We start from the raw sequence: 16,814 nt of genomic DNA, 5'->3' as shown, positions 1-16,814 counted from the left end.
TATATTATCGTTTTAATTTCTGCAATAAGCCCTTTGGCATATCATGATAAGCAATATGCCCCACAAACAACAGAATAATAACCGTATTAGCAACAAGGGCTAAAGGGGTAGAAAGATGAGCATTTGTCCATGTTATTCCTGCAAAGAAAAACAGTGTTATTACAACATAAACAAAAATGCTCTTTAGCGGATAGCGAATGGGGTAATACTTCTGTCCTGCTATATACGACAAGATTACAGCAACAGCGTTTCCCATAAAGCCTGCCCATGCACAAGCCATATATCCATATCGGGGAACAAAGATAACATTTATACCAATAATAACGATGCAACCTATACCTGAAAGATAGGCTCCCCAAATGGTTTTATCAATGAGTTTATACCAAAAACTAAGGTTGAAAAACACACCTGTAAGTATACTTCCAAACATCACTACAGGTACAACCTTAAGTCCTTCTCTATAGTCTTTGGCTATAATATTTTGTAGTATATCCATATATCCCATTACAACCAAGAAGGCAAGGAGGGTGAAGATGATGTAATACTTCATAGCTTGTCCATAAGTTTCTTTGCTATCTTTATCTTTTGCCTTACCAAACACAAAGGGTTCGTAGGCATATCGGAAGGCTTGCATAATCATTGACATGATCATTGCTATCTTTACAGAAGCTCCAAAGATGCCCAATTGCTTATGCGCATCGGCTGCTTGGTAGAGTTTTGGAAAGAGGATTGGACCAGCATTTTGGTTCATCATACCTGCAATACCTAGCACAAGGATAGGCCAAGCATAATGCAACATCTTCTTTACTAGTGTCATATCCATCAACTTTTCCCCAGAGAAGAAACCATCTTTTAGTTCCTTCCAAAAGAAAAGGGTCATGCTTCCAGTACATACTAAGTTGATATAAAAAGCGTATGCCACATCATGCCCATCCATGAAAAGATAGTAAATAAGGTTGAGAGCAACGTTAAGTGCGATAAAAAGTAGCTTTAATCCCGCAAACTTTAAGGGTCGTTTTTGGTAGCGTAAGTAGGCGAAAGGAATACATTGGAAAGCGTCTATAGACACCGTAACAAACATTATCCAAACGTATGAAGGATGATTGGCATAGCCCATGAAGCTTGATAAGGGATTGATAAATATAAATACCAAACTTATAAAGAGCAAAGATGATAGCCCTACCATAGACAGAGTGGTGGAATAAACCTTTCGAGGATCTTCCTCAGCCTTATTGGCATAGCGGAAGAAAGTTGTTTCCATACCGTATGTAAGGATAACCAGCAGCACTGCTGTGTAGGCATATACATTAGTAATAACACCATATCCACCACTCTCCGCACTAATTTTTACGGTATACAGAGGTACTAGAAGATAATTGATAAATCTTCCGACGATACTACTTACACCATAAATAGCTGTATCTTTTGCCAATGATTTTAAGTTTGCCATTATCTTGTTTTTGTGTTGATTCGTTTTGTATTGGTTAGTCTTAGAAGAAGAGGTAGCACACCGCTATTGCTGCAAAGACACCAACGAGGTCGGCTAATAAGCCACAAGCCACAGCGTGTCGGGTGTATTTTATGCTCACACTACCGAAGTAAACGGCAAGAATGTAGAACGTAGTATCGGTAGATCCTTGGAAAATGCATGAGAGTCTGCCCACAAACGAGTCGGCACCATAGTTCTTCATAGCTTCTACCATCAAACCGCGAGCTCCACTTCCTGATAGCGGTTTCATTAAAGCTGTAGGCAAAGCACCCACAAAATCGGTATTTAGTCCACATAGTTCTACCCCATGTTTGATGCCATTGATGAGCATATCCATAGCACCCGATGCACGGAACACGCCCACTGCCACGAGAATTGCTATAAGATAGGGAATAATTCTCACTGCTGTATGGAAGCCTTCTTTAGCTCCTTCTATGAAAGCATCATAGACATTAATCCGCTTTATCAGTCCTGCAAGAATGAAAAGCACGATGATAGACATCAAAATCAGGTTAGAAGAGATCGATGTTACACGTGCCATCGTGTCTTTATCCATCTGTCCAAAGCCCCAAATAACGAGTCCAACAAAGCCTATCAAGCCCAACAAACCTAGCAAAAGTGTGGGTTGTAGAAGATTGATACGTTGCCAAGTTGCTGTCAAAATGATCCCCGCAATGGTAGCAATGGTCGTCGCCAACAATATAGGAATGAACACATCGGTAGGCGAAGCTGCCCCATAGGTAGCGCGAAAAGCAAGAATAGAGGTTGGAATAATGGTTAGACCAGAGGTATTGAGTACCAAGAACATGATCATCGGGTTGGTAGCCGTGTCTTTTTTAGTATTTAGCTCCTGCATTTGGGTCATCGCTTTGAGCCCAGTAGGTGTTGCAGCATTATCCAAACCTAACATATTCGAAGCAATATTCATAAAGATCGAACCCATAACGGGGTGATTTTTAGGAATATCGGGGAATAGTTTGGAGAAAAACGGACTGAGTATACGTGCCAAAACATTCACCACACCAGCCTGTTCGCCTATCTTCATAATGCCAAGCCATAAGGCTAACACACCTGTTAAGCCAAGAGAAAGCTCAAAACCAGTCTTCGATGAGTCGAAAGTAGCATCTACCATCTTCTGAAAAATGGTAGCATCACCCATCAATAGAGCGATGACACCAAAGACAAAAGCTATGAGAAAAAATGCGATCCAAATATAATTGAGAACCATAATACTAGTTTTTGCAACAAAACAAATTGTCGCTAATTATAAAAATCTGCAACAAAAGTACGTATTTTTTATGGTTATTCGTAACAGATTAAGTGAAAGTAAGCTAACAAAAAAGGCTTGCCCCCTAGAGGTAAGCCTTATTATTATTAAAAGCGTTAATAACTATTTGCTTTCTATTTATTTCTTTAGCTTTAGGTCGTAGCTCATACCTTTTACTGCTTCTGGCTCTTTAAATTCGTTGTTTACAAAACGAAGTGTAGAGTCGTTTACTAACTTGAAGTTCACTTTATAATCCTTACCAAGTGCGAATGTGTAGTAAACCTCATCACTATTGTTTCCCTTCTTGTTAACAATCTCATACTTACCAGTGAAGTTTTCAGTTGTCTTAGCCTTTGTATCACTCTCCATGTAGCTTTCTGTTACTGCAAAACCATTGGTAGAATCGGTAGCCATTGCGATGCGATACTTAATACCTGCACAGTCGGCTGCTGGGATCATACCTTCATATACAGTAGTATCTGCCATTGCTGTAGTGCTATCTGTAGCAGCAGAGTCGGCTGAACCTGCATTAGCTGTTGTTTTGCCATTGTTACAAGCCACCATTGCTGCACATGCAGCAATCATTAATAAAACCTTCTTCATAAAACGTTTCTTAAATTATTATACAATACTTACTTTTTATAGAAGAGTTATCTACTCTCTAATAACGGCACAAATGTAAGTAAAAAAACGGAATATGCAATAAAAAGTGTATAACAAAAAAGCTCCTATTGTACATAATTAACAATAGGAGCCTATAACTTATAGAATAATTAATCTGCTTTATTGCAGCATATTAATCATTGGTTTCATTCTGATTTTCTTCACGACGTGGACGACGATCATCACCTCTATGCTCGCCATCACGACGTGGACGACGATCGTTACGATCACCACGATCTGGGCGAGGACGACGTTGTGGCTCTACATAGCCCTCTGGTTTCTCCAAAAGCACTTTGCGAGAAAGCTTATATTTACCAGTTTTCTGATCGATTTCTAACAACTTAACTTGGATCTTATCGCCTTCCTTGATACCTGCTTCTTCAACAGTTTCAAGACGTTTCCAGTCGATTTCAGAGATGTGCAACAAGCCATCTTTACCCGGAAGGATCTCTACAAAGCACCCATAAGGCATAATTGAGCGAACAGTTCCTTCATAAATCTCACCTATTTCAGGAACAGCTACGATAGCTTTGATCTTACCTAAGGCAGCATCTATTGACTCTTTGTTAGGTGCTGAAACTTGGATCTTACCTTGATTTTCAATCTCTTCGATTGTGATAGTTGCCCCAGTATCTTCCTGCATCTGCTGAATAATCTTACCACCAGGACCGATGATAGCACCAATAAATTCCTTAGGAATGAACATTTGCTCAATTCTTGGAACTTGTGGCTTCATTTCTTCGCGTGGTTCAGACATAGTTTCCATCATCTTACCAAGGATATGTTCACGTCCAGCCTTAGCTTGCATCAACGCCTTCTCTAAGATTTCGTATGACAAACCATCACACTTAATATCCATCTGAGTAGCTGTAATACCGTCCTTAGTACCTGTTGTCTTAAAGTCCATATCACCTAAGTGATCTTCATCACCAAGGATATCGCTTAGGATAGCATACTTATCTTCTCCTGGGTTCTTAATCAATCCCATTGCAATACCAGATACTGGCTTCTTCATAGGTACACCAGCATCAAGCAATGCCAATGTTCCTGCACATACAGTAGCCATTGATGAAGAACCGTTAGACTCTAAAATCTGACTTACCAAACGAACTGTGTATGGGAAATCTGTAGGAATTTGGTTCTTCAAAGCACGCCATGCCAAGTGTCCGTGACCAATTTCACGACGACCAACACCACGCTGTGCCTTAGCTTCACCTGTAGAGAATGGTGGGAAATTATAGTGTAACAAGAAGCGTTGGTAGCTCTTTTCAAGCACATTATCAACCATCTTCTCGTCCATCTTAGTACCTAAAGTACATGTAGAAAGCGACATTGTCTCACCACGTTGGAACAATGCGCTACCGTGAGGCATTGGCAAAGTATCTACTTCTGACCAAATATGACGTATCTCATCAGTAGCACGACCATCCATACGCTTACCTGTATCCAAAACGCTACGACGCATAGTGTCGCGTTCTACATCAGCATAATAGCGATCAATCATCTCGTGTTTCTCTGCTAACTCGTCTGCTGTAAGCTCGGTATGAGCAGCATCAAACTTCTCAACGAAGTCTGCCTTAATTTGTGCATATACTTCTTCACGGTGGTGCTTGTCGTTATCACCGCTTTGTGCTTGTGCATAACAAGCATCGTATGTTTCTTTACGAACCTGCTCACGAAGCTCTTCATCGTTTACTTCATCGCAGTATTCACGCTTAACATCAGTACCACATTCCTTAGAAAGTTCTTCCTGAAGCTCACACATAGGCTTAATTGCCTCGTGAGCAGCTTTCAAAGCGCCGATAAGATCTAGCTCTGAAACCTCATCCATTTCACCTTCTACCATCATGATGTTATCCTTTGTTGCGCCTACCATGATGTCCATATCAGCTTCCTTCATCTGTGGGAAGGTTGGATTGATGACATATTCGCCATTAATGCGTGCCACACGAACCTCAGAAATAGGATATTCGATAGGAATATCAGAAGCTGCAAGAGCAGCAGAAGCTGCGAAACCAGCCAAAGCATCAGGCTGATCAATGCCATCAGCAGATAGCAACATTACCTGTACATACACTTCTGTGTGATAATCGGCTGGGAAAAGTGGACGAAGAACACGATCCACCAAGCGTGAAGTTAAGATTTCATCGTCATTTGCCTTGCCTTCTCTCTTGGTAAAACCACCAGGGAAACGGCCTGCTGCAGAATACTGCTCACGATAATCTACTTGCAAAGGCATGAAATCTGTACCTGGAACTGCCTCTTTAGCTGCACAAACAGTAGCCAATAATACGGTGTTACCCATGCGCAACATGGCTGCACCATCAGCTTGCTTTGCAACCTTTCCAGTTTCAATTGAGATGGTCCTACCATCAGCCAATTGAATTGTTTTCGTAATTACGTTCATCTAAAATATAAAAAATCTTATTGTTTTGACCAACATCTGAGAAGGACTATAATGGCAAAGCTCAATGGGTAAATACTACACAATTACCTTCTCATACATCCATCTATAAAAATTAATCGTGCAAATATACCTATTATATATGTAAATTACAAATTAAAGGTAACTTATTTTACATTAACATCTAAGCTAATTCACACATATATTGACTTTTTCCCTAAAGAAACAGTATTCTTCTCATAAGAAAAGAACACTGTTTTATAATATTTTAAAAATGATTATTGCCTTTTATTTTATAATAAATGATACTGCACAAAGGCTTCCATAGCTTCATAACAAGCCAAGCCAAGCTTATCATAAAGTTCGGCTGTACCACGATTTCTGTCTTCTGCACGTTGCCAGAAAAGGCGTTCATCGTTACCTAAGAATGGCGCACTCTCCATCTGGCTTTGGTGTCTTAATATTGAGTTTCTCTTTGCACGAAGTTCTTCAGGACTCATAGGAACACACATTTCAATGTTCTCTATTTCCCATTCAGCCCATGCACCACGATACATCCATACACGACAGTCGTCCAACCACTTAGCGCCTGCTTTTTTCTCTTCATCGAGTGCGGCAAGTACTGCATTGGTACATTTGCGGTGTGTACCATGAGGATCAGCCAAATCGCCTGCTACATAGATTTGATGTGGCTGCACTTCTTGTAGCAATTGCTGAACGATCTTAACATCGGCTTCCGTCATAGGAAGCTTCTCTATTTTGCCCGACTCATAGAAAGGTAAGTCTAAAAAGTGAACGCGCTTGAGCGGAATATCGTTATAACTTGATGCCATACGTGCCTCACAACGACGAATTAAGCCCTTAATGGTGCGCACATCAGCCGAATCAATATCATTTGGGTTCTTCTTAGCCAAGAACTCTTTTATTTCCTTATACTTGCCACGTATTACCTCATCATCGGCATTATTGAAAAGCTGATTAAAGCCATTGATAAAGTGCATAAAACGCGTTACTTCCTCATCGCCTACAGCAATATTACCCGATGTTTCGTAAGCTACGTGTACCTCGTGTCCTTGCTGTACCAATCGGCGAAGTGTTCCTCCCATAGAGATTACATCATCGTCAGGGTGTGGCGAGAATACTATCACACGTTTAGGATAAGGATTAGCACGCTCAGGACGATTACTATCATCTGCATTGGGCTTACCACCTGGCCAACCTGTGATTGTATGCTGAAGATCATTAAAGATCTTGATATTCGCATTATAAGCCGAGCCATAGAGTGCTAATAGCTCGCTCAAACCATTCTCATTATAATCCTTATTGGTAAGCTTCAAAATAGGTTTCTTAGTAATGCCACAAAGCCAAACCAAAGCCGAGCGAGTGAGCTTATCTGTCCATGTACAACTAGTTACTAACCAAGGGTGTACGATGCGTGTTAAACGAGCGGCACCCGCCAAATCGGTTACAACACAAGCGCTTTCGTGAGTCTGAAGGAAAGAAGCAGGAATACTATCGGTAACCTTTCCTTCTACCACCTCTTGTATAATATCTGCTTTTTCTTCACCCCATGCAGCAATATATATCTTACGAGCCGACAAAATAGTCTTAATACCCATTGTGATGCTACAAGGAGGAACAGGCTCTTGTGAGCCAAAGCTCATTGTCATTTCCTGACGAGAAAGGGCATCGATCAATATAAGTCGAGAAGTAGAAGTTATACCCGATCCCGGCTCATTACAAGCAATATTACCGCTACGACCTATACCGAGCAAGGCTGCATCTAGTCCGCCAAAGGTCTGTATGCGCTGTTCGTACAATCGACAAGCCTCCTGTACCTGCTCTTGCGAAATGGTACCATCGGGGGTAAACACATTCTGCGCCTCTACATCAACATGGTCTAGGAAGTTTTTACGCAACTGAGTAATACTCTTATAATTACTATTTTCATTAAGAGGAAAATACTCGTAAGCATTAAACACTACCACATTTTTAAAGCTCAAGCCTTCTTCTTTGTGCATACGAATAAGCTCTTCATACACAGGGGTTAGCGACAAACCTGTGCCTGCTGCTAATACATAAAACTTACCTTCGCTTGCCTTTACCTTAATCTGACTAGCTATGCTTTCTGCCAAGAAGCGAGTTCCTTCGGCACTAGAAGGATATATCTCGGTATATATTTTTTCAAAACGGGTAATCTCCGAACGATCTACCGCTGTCTTAGGGCGATAAAAATCTTCAGGGACATTATTTAATACTATTTTCTCACTTAGATTAAGTCTCATAATCACATCCTTTTTTCTTGTTATCTTAGGTTATATTTAAAAAATAAGGCGCATTCTAATAATCACCTTTATCAGAACTCGCCTTTTATTTTACGCTTATAAGTTGTCTGCTTCTATATCTTTAAAGTAGCGATAAGTACCCACCTTTAGCTCGTCGGTAGCTGCTTCATCGCAAACAATGATAGCGTGCTGATGGAGCTGAAGCGCACTGATAGTCCACATCTGTGTAACACCACCCTCTACTACTGCCTGCAAAGCGCGCGCTTTATTGTGTCCATTAACAAGGATAAGCACTTCCTTAGCATCCATTACCGTACCTACCCCCACTGTCAAAGCGTGCTTTGGTACCTTTGTTGTGTCGTTATCAAAGAAGCGTGCGTTAGCAATAATCGTGTCTTGCGTAAGCGTTTTGATACGCGTGCGCGATACTAATGATGATCCCGGTTCGTTGAAAGCAATATGACCGTCAGGACCTATACCACCAATAAACAAGTCAATGCCACCTGCCTCAGCTATCATTTCCTCGTAATGGCGACACTCTTCCTCTAAGTTTTCAGCATTACCATTAAGGATATGGATATTTTCCTTAGGGCAGTCGATATGGTTAAAAAGATTGGTGCGCATAAACGAGTGATAACTTTCAGGATGCTCTTCAGGCAAACCTACATACTCGTCCATATTAAAGGTGATTACATTGGCAAATGAAACGCGTCCCTCCTTGTAAGCTTTCACCAAGTTTTGGTACATACCTATAGGTGAAGAACCAGTAGGGAGTCCTAGTTTAAAAGGCTTTTCCGCAGTTGGTCTAGCTGCGTTAATACGTTCAATTACATACTCGGCTGCCCATCGTGCGAGGTTTGCTGCGTCTTGCTCTATAATTAGTCTCATATTAATAAATTGGATAATTAGGTTTTGCTGTGCTAAGTTCTTATCTTAGAGCCTACTTCGACAAATATGCAAACTAAGAAGAATTTTGCACTTATTTCTTTGACAAAAGTAAGGAAATTAATTGATTATAACAAACTAAATGTGTCTAAATAGGTCATATTCATAGAGAAAAGAAAGTTAGAGAAATGAGAGGTAATGATTTTTATATTGTAGTTTGCTATCGCTTTTCCTATCAACACGTTATCTTTAATAAGATAAAACATAAGCTTTCTAAACACAATATATAACCTTTAATGTAGCAAAAGATGATGTTTTTAGTGCGTTTTTAATTTATTTTTAATATGAAAATAAATTAAAAATAGAATAAAAATAAATTATTTTTCAGCGCAAAGCGTAAGCTTTTGATACACAATAGGTTATGTTTTACTAGTTAATTGATGACATTTTTGTGTTTAATTGCTGTTAGTATAGATAATTTTTTCTTTATTTTTCAAATATTCTTTGAGGGCATTTTAAAACATTTGCGCTATCTTTGTATAAGATAGGCGGCACTCGGCAATTTGAAAGCAAGCTTTCATTGCGCTCGCTGGCACTATCTTTGTAAAAACAAAAACAACCAACAACAATAGAAACAACCGAAATATGAAAATAGGAATATTCTGCTCTGCCAATGATAACATTGACAAAAGCTACTTCAAACTCACAGAGGAACTAGGAAAATGGATGGCAAACAAAGGACACGCCCTTGTATATGGCGGTGGCAATTCAGGACTAATGGAAAGTATCGGAAAGGCTGTTCATGAGGCTGGAGGACAAACAATAGCGATGGTACCACGTATTATGGAAGAAGATTGTAGAATGAGTAAATATGTGGATGTCCACTTTCCTTGCGAAGATTTAACCGATCGTAAAGCGCTTATTATGGAGCAAAGCGATGTTTTTATAGCCTTACCCGGCGGTATCGGAACGCTCGATGAGGTTTTTACCGTTGCTGCTTCGCACACCATAGGCTATCATCACAAACCAATGTTACTTTATAATATGAATGGTTTTTGGGATGCAGCAATCCACCTACTAGAAGATATGCAGAAACGAGGTATGATACGTGGACATTACACAAAGTATATTAAGGTGGTAAAAAGTATAGAGGAAATAGAAGAAAGCCTCATCGAAATACATTAAGCATATTACCCACTTGGTTAGAAGAAATATAAAACAAGCCCGACAAACATAATGATTGTCGGGCTATTTTATATCTAACTGTTTGTCCTTACTGTGCTATCAGGCTCACCGCAAAACCACCTCCGGGAGCTTGAATAAGATTAAGCCTATCGCCCTTTTTCACTGTTTTCTTCGTAATAACGTACGAAGAAGGATTCTTATCATAACTAGCATCCTTGCCATCGGCATAGATCGTAGCTTGATACTTACGTCCTTTGTCTAAGAAGTCGAGCTTAATGGTACTCTTATGTCCTTTAGCATCACACTTACCACCGATAAACCAGTTGTTAGTTCCCTTAGCTTTGCGAGCCACAGTGATATACTGTGCTGGTTCAGCTTCAAGGTATTTGCTATCGTCCCAATCGGCTGCTACATCTTTAATAAACTGGAAAGCATCAGCATATTTTTCATAATTTTCAGGAAGATCGGCTGCCATTTGTAATGGACTATACATTGTACAATACAAAGCCAACTGACCTACCAATGTGGTACGAACATAACTTGTGTTATCACACCACTTAGAAAGCTGTGTTTCTAAGATACCAGGCGTATAATCCATCGGACCACCTTGCAAACGAGTAAATGGTAAAATAACAGTATGGTATGGCTCACTACCACCGAAAGCTTCAAACTCTGTACCACGAGCACTCTCATTTCCTACCAAGTTTGGATAAGTACGACACAATCCTGTAGGACGAACAGCTTCATGAGCATTCACCATTATATGATGTTTAGCTGCTTGCTGAACGACATAGAGGTAATGGTTTACCATTGATTGGCTATAATGATACTCGCCTTGTGGTAAAATATCGCCCACGTAACCAGTCTTTACAGCATCATAACCATACTTATTCATAAGGTTATAAGCATCCTCCATGTGGCGTTCATAATTAATAGTACTACCAGAAGTTTCATGGTGCATCATCAGTTTTACCCCCTTGGAATGAGCATATTCGTTGAGTTCCTTTATATCAAAGTCGGGATAAGGAGTAACAAAATCGAATACATCGCGCTTCCAATGACCAAACCAGTCTTCCCAACCAATGTTCCAACCCTCTACTAACACTTCTTGAAGTCCATTTTTTGCAGCAAAGTCAATATACTTCTTTACGTTTGCCGTATTAGCAGGATGACGACCATTAGGCTTTGCATTAGCAAAATCGGTCTGTCCAAGCTTTACCGAAGGGAACTCATCGGTATAAGCCCAAGGCTTTCCACCAGCTATCATTTCCCACCATACACCGCAATATTTTGTTGGGTGAATCCAGCTTGTATCCTCTAGTTTACATGGCTCATTCAAGTTGAGAATAATGTTATTTGAAAGCATATCACGCGCATCATCGCTCACCATTACTGTGCGCCAAGGCGTATTAAAAGGAGTTTGTATCATTCCTTTGTTACCCTTAGCATCTGGTGTCAGCCATGAATTGAATACAAAAGTTTTATCATCAAGGTTCAAGTGCATAGCTGGATAATCCACTAATGCCGCCTCATGAATATTGATGTAAAGACCGTCGGCAGTCTTCATCTGCAAAGAAGTCTGCACGCCTGTAGGTGAAAATGGTGTCTGTGAAGCATTCTCAGTAACAGCACTCTTCATCTTTCCACGAATTTCAGACAGCTTAGAGATCTGCGTTTCATACTCTTGGGTATCGTAATCGCCAGGAAGCCAAAATGCAGTATGGTCGCCTGTCATTGCAAACTGAGTGTGTTCGTCCTTTATAATAAAGTAGCTAAGATCCTTTTGGAGTGGAAATTCATAACGCAATCCCATACCACAATCGTATACACGGAAACGAATAATGATGTTACGGTTTTGATCTTTCTGATTAAGATCTACCTCTAGTTCGTTATAGTTGTTACGGATGGTAGATGTTTCTCCCCATACAGGCTTCCAAGTTTCATCAAAAGTAGATATTTTGGAGTTAGTTGCTGTAAAACCATCCATAAGATTGGTCTCATCAAATCCTTTACTAGCATGTTTGTCTTTTACTAGCTCTAACCCTAAGTGAGATGGCTTTACAACTGCTCTTCCCTTGTAAGTCATCTCGTATGTAGGCACACCATTTCCCTGAAGAGAGAAGGTAACAGCGATCTTTCCATTAGGAGACTTCACTGTCTGTCCCATCACCATAGATGGCAAAGCAAGGAGAAGCGTTGATAAAATCAAACTAATCTTTTTCATAAAGTTTTTACTTTGTTTGTTTAGATATAAAATAATAAAATTATTTTGTTATTAATGAATACAACACTAGGCTCAACAAAGATAAGGTAAAAATACGAAAACGAACATTTATCATACGAAAAAGTAGGAGGTAAAACTGTGCAAAGGTTTACAAATAAAAAATCTAACCTTATTTAAATTAGCATGAGCGTGAATAAAAATAGCCGTTATCCATCAATATACTAATATTCTATTCATTCGTTAATAGGAAGGCTTTTTTGTTAAATACCGCAAACGTACAGCTTTATTTCATCATAAAAAACTACTTTTGAAAACTATAATTTAAAATCTTATTTAGAAGATATAATATTTATAACACAGCTATATTTCAGGACAAATAATATTCATTCAAAAACATAGATCATTATGAAAATGAAAAATCTAAAGATAGCTACCTTGCTATTAGCAGGTACTATGGTTACTAGTTCATGTGTAGGCTCTTTCGCACTATTCAACAAATTAGCAGAGTGGAACAAGACTGCCACAAAGAGTAAATTCCTTAATGAAATTATTTTCCTTGTAATTTCTCCAGCTTATGCTATCTGTGGGGCTGCCGATGCTTTGGTATTAAACTCTATTGAGTTCTGGACTGGCGATAATCCTGTAGCTAATCGTGTTGGAAAAGTTCGCAATATCAAGGGTGATGATGGCTTAATGTATGCCGTTAAGTACCTTGAGAATGGTTACCAAATTACCAATCCACAAGGAAAGATTACCTATTTCACCTATGATAAGGCAGAGAATACATGGTACATCAATGCAGAAGGTCAGGAAAAGAAGATCCTACAATTTAATGGTAATGGTACTGTTAAGGCGTTCTTAAACAATGGTTACACTGCCGATGTTACTGTAGATGCTGCTGGTGTATATCAGTTATCACACCTACAAGCAGGCACAAGCTTCTATATGGCACAGAGATAAGCCACGTATGGGTTATTAGCACACTAGCTATCTATAAAAAAGAACAACCTAAAAGTTTGCAATTCTTTTATTTTTATGCACTCTTTTAGGTTGCTTTTTATGTTTTTTGTCGTAGATAATAAGCCTTAAATGGATTGCTACATCTACTACTATCTAGGCTTATAAATACCTATCGTCCTATAAGGAATTAATCTGCCAACAAGCGTTTCGCCATAGCTTCACCAAGTTTTAAGCATTGCTCTCTTACTTCAGGATTAAGACCTAGCTTCATAGTAATGCCCTCTCCCACTACTTCATAATGCTTATTCTTCTGTGCCCAAGCCTCAAGAATGCTCACACTTTTCTGTGCCCAGCCGAAAGATCCAAAGTAACCAAAGTAATGATGCTTAATGTCTCTATTTTCAACCTCACTCATCAACGACTCCATATCATGGAAAATACCAGCGTTATAAGTAGGTGCCCCCATAATAAGACCACGATATTTGAATATATCCTTAATAATATAGCTGTGATGTATCTGTGAAACGTTATGCACCTTTATCGTTTTCAAACCTGCTTTAGCTGCTCCTTCGGCAATAAGTTCAGCCATTTGCTCGGTGTTACCATACATCGAACCGTAACAAATCACTAGTCCTTTTTCTGTTTCATATTTTGATAATCGGTCATAAGTTTTCACTACTCTATCCACCTCTTTATGCCAAATAGGACCATGAGTTGAACAAATATACTCAATAGGCACACCTAAAAGCTTCTTCAAAGCATTCTGCACCTGCATACCATACTTACCTACAATATTTGAGTAATAGCGAGTCATCTCTTCCCACCACATCTCAGTATCCATATCATCATCAACGATAGCACCATTCAATGCACCAAAAGCACCGAAAGCATCGCCCGTAAATAGGAAGCTTTTAGTTCCTACACATGAGGTTACCATCGTCTCTGGCCAGTGTACCATTGGGGTAAGATAGAACTTCAATGTATAGTTGCCTAGCTCAATAGTATCACCATCTTTCACCTCATAAGTATCATCCTCAATACCATAGAAGCCTGCTAACATACCAAAGGTTTTCTTATTTCCTACAAGCTGAACGTTAGGATAATACTTCTTTAGCAATTTCAATGAGCTAGAATGATCAGGCTCCATGTGGTTGATTACTACATAATCAATAGGACGATCGCCAAGCACTTCATGCAAATTCTCTAGGAATTGCATAAAGAAGTCAGCCTCTACCGTGTCAATTAAGCAAACTTTTTCCTTGTCTACAATCAAATATGAGTTGTAACTTACACCGTATGGAAGCGGCCAAACGCCCTCAAACAGGATTTTGTGACGGTCGTTTACACCAACATAGTATACCTTATCAGCTATTTTTTTCATATATATTAAGTTTTGAGTATTTATTATTAGCCTTTTGTTTTCTGAGTTTTCTATCTCATAACACCAACAAAGCGTGCTATATCAATACTTTAAATTACAATGCAAAATTACTGTAATTCAAGTGAAACTCAAAGCATTTTAATTCTTTTTTCCTAATTTTGCACATAATGAATAAGTATAATACAGCAACGCTAGATAACGGATTACGCATTATTCACCTGCCTTCAGATGCCGATGTGGTATATTGTGGCTATGAAATAAATGCTGGCACAGCCGATGAAACCGAACTAGAAGAGGGTATTGCCCACTTCTGCGAACACGTAACGTTTAAAGGTACAAAGCAAAGAAAATCGCTCGACATCATTAATTTTTTAGAAGATGTAGGAGGAGATCTCAACGCTTTTACAACGAAGAGCGAAACAGTGTATTACTCTGCCATTCTTAACGAACACATAGAAATGGCTGTCGACTTGCTCAGCGATATTGTTTTTCATAGCACTTATCCTCAAGCAGAAATCAATAAGGAGGTGGAAGTGATTTGCGATGAAATTGAGTCGTATAATGATTCGCCATCTGAACTCATTTTCGACGACTTTGAAAACATTGTATTCCGTCATCACCCACTAGGACATAACATTCTTGGTAAGGCTGAAACAGTAAGAAGCTTCACCACTGCCGATGCCCTTCGCTTCACCACAAAGCATTATCGCCCTGACAATGCAGTATTTTATGCTTCAGGAAATATCAACTTCGACAAACTCGTTGAGCTTCTGCAGCAATATACACCAGCGATGAAACCGCGCAAAAATGCAAAATCATTGATGCAAACTCCACACTATGAAGTCATTGCTACAACACCCATTGTGGTGAATAAGGATACACATCAGGCTCATGTTGTGGTGGGTACCCATGCTTATGATGTGTACGACAAACGCCGCATGCCACTCTATCTGCTCAATAACATTCTTGGAGGTCCGGGTATGTCGGCGCGTCTCAACCTTAGTTTACGCGAAAAACATGGGCTTGTATATACCGTTGAAAGTACTATGTCGACCTATGAACGTGCTGGCTTATGGAATATCTACTTCGGTTGCGATCCTGACGATGTAGAAACTTGTCTCACTTTAATCCGTAAAGAGCTGGATAAGGTGATGAATACACCATTAACCCAAGAAGAACTCGCTAAGGCGAAGCGACAAATAAAGGGACAAATAGGCATTGCGGCTGATAACCGTGAGAGCTATGCGCTCGACTTTGGAAAGTCTTTCCTCCACTATGGCTGGTTAAAAGATATTCAAAAGCTGTACCAAGACATTGACAAGATTACCGCAGAAGAGATACAAGCTGTAGCACGAGAGCTATTTCCTGCTAGCAATCTCACAACGCTAATCTATAAATAAATTGAGCGTTGAGAGTTGAGAGTTGAGAGTTGAGAGATGGGAATTGAGCGTTGAGCGTAGAGAATTAAAAGAAGTATTCTAAGGCTATAAGGAATAAATGGGAGGACGGAAATTATTAATTTTCAACGTTCAAAGCTCAATTCTCTTGCTTATCTCTCCTTTTTACAGTACATTTGCATAAAACATAAACGGTATGAAAATAGGTATTTTTGCTGGTAGCTTCGATCCTTTTACCATAGGACATGCATCAATAGTGAGGCGTGCCCTGCCTTTGTTCGACAAAATAGTGATAGGTGTGGGAATTAACGAGCGCAAAAATTTGATGCTAAATACCGATGAAAAGGTGAAAAAAATAGCCCTACTCTATGCTAACGAGCCAAAAATTGAGGTTAAAGCATACAGCGATCTCACCGTCAGCTTAGCCCATCGTGAGCATGCCCAATACTTTATAAAAGGCGTGCGCAGTATCAAAGATTTTGAATACGAGCGCGAACAAGCCGACATCAATCAGCAGATAGGAGGCATAGAAACGCTTTTCCTCTTCACCGAACCAGAACTTGCGAGCATAAGTTCGAGCCTAGTAAGAGAGCTAGTCCACTTTGGAGAGGATGTTTCCCGCTTTCTACCAAAGGGCTACACCCTAAAAAAATAGGAAAAAACAACGATTTCAA

Annotated in this window: 12 protein-coding genes; 4 read left to right on the top strand and 8 right to left on the bottom strand. The window is 39.6% G+C overall.

Translation table 11 applies throughout. The features are described 5' to 3' along the window. Window positions 1-4: 4 nt before the first annotated feature. From PREBIDRAFT_RS06075 to nagB, 6 genes are all read right to left on the bottom strand, one after another. Window positions 5-1,450, bottom strand: a complete 1,446-nt coding sequence (locus tag PREBIDRAFT_RS06075) for a lipopolysaccharide biosynthesis protein (RefSeq protein WP_004336435.1) — start codon at window positions 1,448-1,450, stop codon at window positions 5-7. 40 nt (window positions 1,451-1,490) lie between these two features. After that, window positions 1,491-2,717, bottom strand: coding sequence for a nucleoside recognition domain-containing protein (locus PREBIDRAFT_RS06070; RefSeq protein WP_004336436.1), 1,227 nt, complete (start codon window positions 2,715-2,717; stop codon window positions 1,491-1,493). Window positions 2,718-2,894: 177 nt separating this feature from the next. After that, window positions 2,895-3,359: a copper resistance protein NlpE N-terminal domain-containing protein gene (locus PREBIDRAFT_RS06065; protein WP_004336437.1), complete on the bottom strand. Its 465-nt coding sequence runs from the start codon at window positions 3,357-3,359 to the stop codon at window positions 2,895-2,897. Window positions 3,360-3,552: 193 nt separating this feature from the next. Next, a complete protein-coding gene (locus PREBIDRAFT_RS06060) occupies window positions 3,553-5,826 on the bottom strand; it encodes a polyribonucleotide nucleotidyltransferase (protein ID WP_004339482.1) in 2,274 nt (757 codons plus the stop codon). A 290-nt stretch (window positions 5,827-6,116) separates the two neighbouring features. Further along, complete coding sequence (locus PREBIDRAFT_RS06055) at window positions 6,117-8,108, bottom strand: glucosamine-6-phosphate deaminase (RefSeq protein ID WP_004336439.1); 1,992 nt, start codon at window positions 8,106-8,108, stop codon at window positions 6,117-6,119. A 96-nt stretch (window positions 8,109-8,204) separates the two neighbouring features. Beyond that, entirely contained in the window at window positions 8,205-8,996 is a 792-nt protein-coding gene (gene nagB, locus PREBIDRAFT_RS06050; protein ID WP_004336440.1) for a glucosamine-6-phosphate deaminase, read from the bottom strand. A gap of 642 nt (window positions 8,997-9,638) precedes the next feature. Between nagB and PREBIDRAFT_RS06045 the strand changes: the two genes are divergently transcribed. Beyond that, complete coding sequence (locus PREBIDRAFT_RS06045) at window positions 9,639-10,178, top strand: LOG family protein (protein ID WP_004336442.1); 540 nt, start codon at window positions 9,639-9,641, stop codon at window positions 10,176-10,178. Window positions 10,179-10,266: 88 nt separating this feature from the next. On the opposite strand, the gene PREBIDRAFT_RS06040 is transcribed toward PREBIDRAFT_RS06045, so the two are convergent. Then, complete coding sequence (locus tag PREBIDRAFT_RS06040) at window positions 10,267-12,402, bottom strand: glycoside hydrolase family 97 protein (protein WP_004336443.1); 2,136 nt, start codon at window positions 12,400-12,402, stop codon at window positions 10,267-10,269. Between the two features lie 405 nt (window positions 12,403-12,807). On the opposite strand from PREBIDRAFT_RS06040, the gene PREBIDRAFT_RS06035 reads away from it, so the two are divergent. Continuing rightward, window positions 12,808-13,362 carry a DUF3332 domain-containing protein gene (locus PREBIDRAFT_RS06035; RefSeq protein WP_004336444.1) on the top strand — a complete coding sequence of 185 codons (555 nt, stop codon included), beginning with the start codon at window positions 12,808-12,810 and terminating at the stop codon, window positions 13,360-13,362. 187 nt (window positions 13,363-13,549) lie between these two features. Here the strand turns inward: PREBIDRAFT_RS06035 and PREBIDRAFT_RS06030 are convergent, their stop codons facing one another. Beyond that, a complete protein-coding gene (locus PREBIDRAFT_RS06030; RefSeq protein ID WP_004336445.1) occupies window positions 13,550-14,743 on the bottom strand; it encodes an FprA family A-type flavoprotein in 1,194 nt (397 codons plus the stop codon). A 167-nt stretch (window positions 14,744-14,910) separates the two neighbouring features. Between PREBIDRAFT_RS06030 and PREBIDRAFT_RS06025 the strand changes: the two genes are divergently transcribed. Together PREBIDRAFT_RS06025 and coaD are read left to right on the top strand one after the other, a co-directional pair. Next, window positions 14,911-16,143: a M16 family metallopeptidase gene (locus PREBIDRAFT_RS06025; RefSeq protein ID WP_004336446.1), complete on the top strand. Its 1,233-nt coding sequence runs from the start codon at window positions 14,911-14,913 to the stop codon at window positions 16,141-16,143. 193 nt (window positions 16,144-16,336) lie between these two features. Further along, on the top strand, window positions 16,337-16,795 hold the full coding sequence (gene coaD / locus PREBIDRAFT_RS06020) for a pantetheine-phosphate adenylyltransferase (RefSeq protein WP_004336447.1): 459 nt from the start codon (window positions 16,337-16,339) through the stop codon (window positions 16,793-16,795). The last annotated feature ends 19 nt before the right edge of the window (window positions 16,796-16,814 follow it).

The organism is Prevotella bivia DSM 20514 (assembly GCF_000262545.1).
Classification (GTDB): Bacteria; Bacteroidota; Bacteroidia; order Bacteroidales; family Bacteroidaceae; genus Prevotella; species Prevotella bivia.
This window is presented reverse-complemented; position numbering and strand designations above follow the sequence as displayed.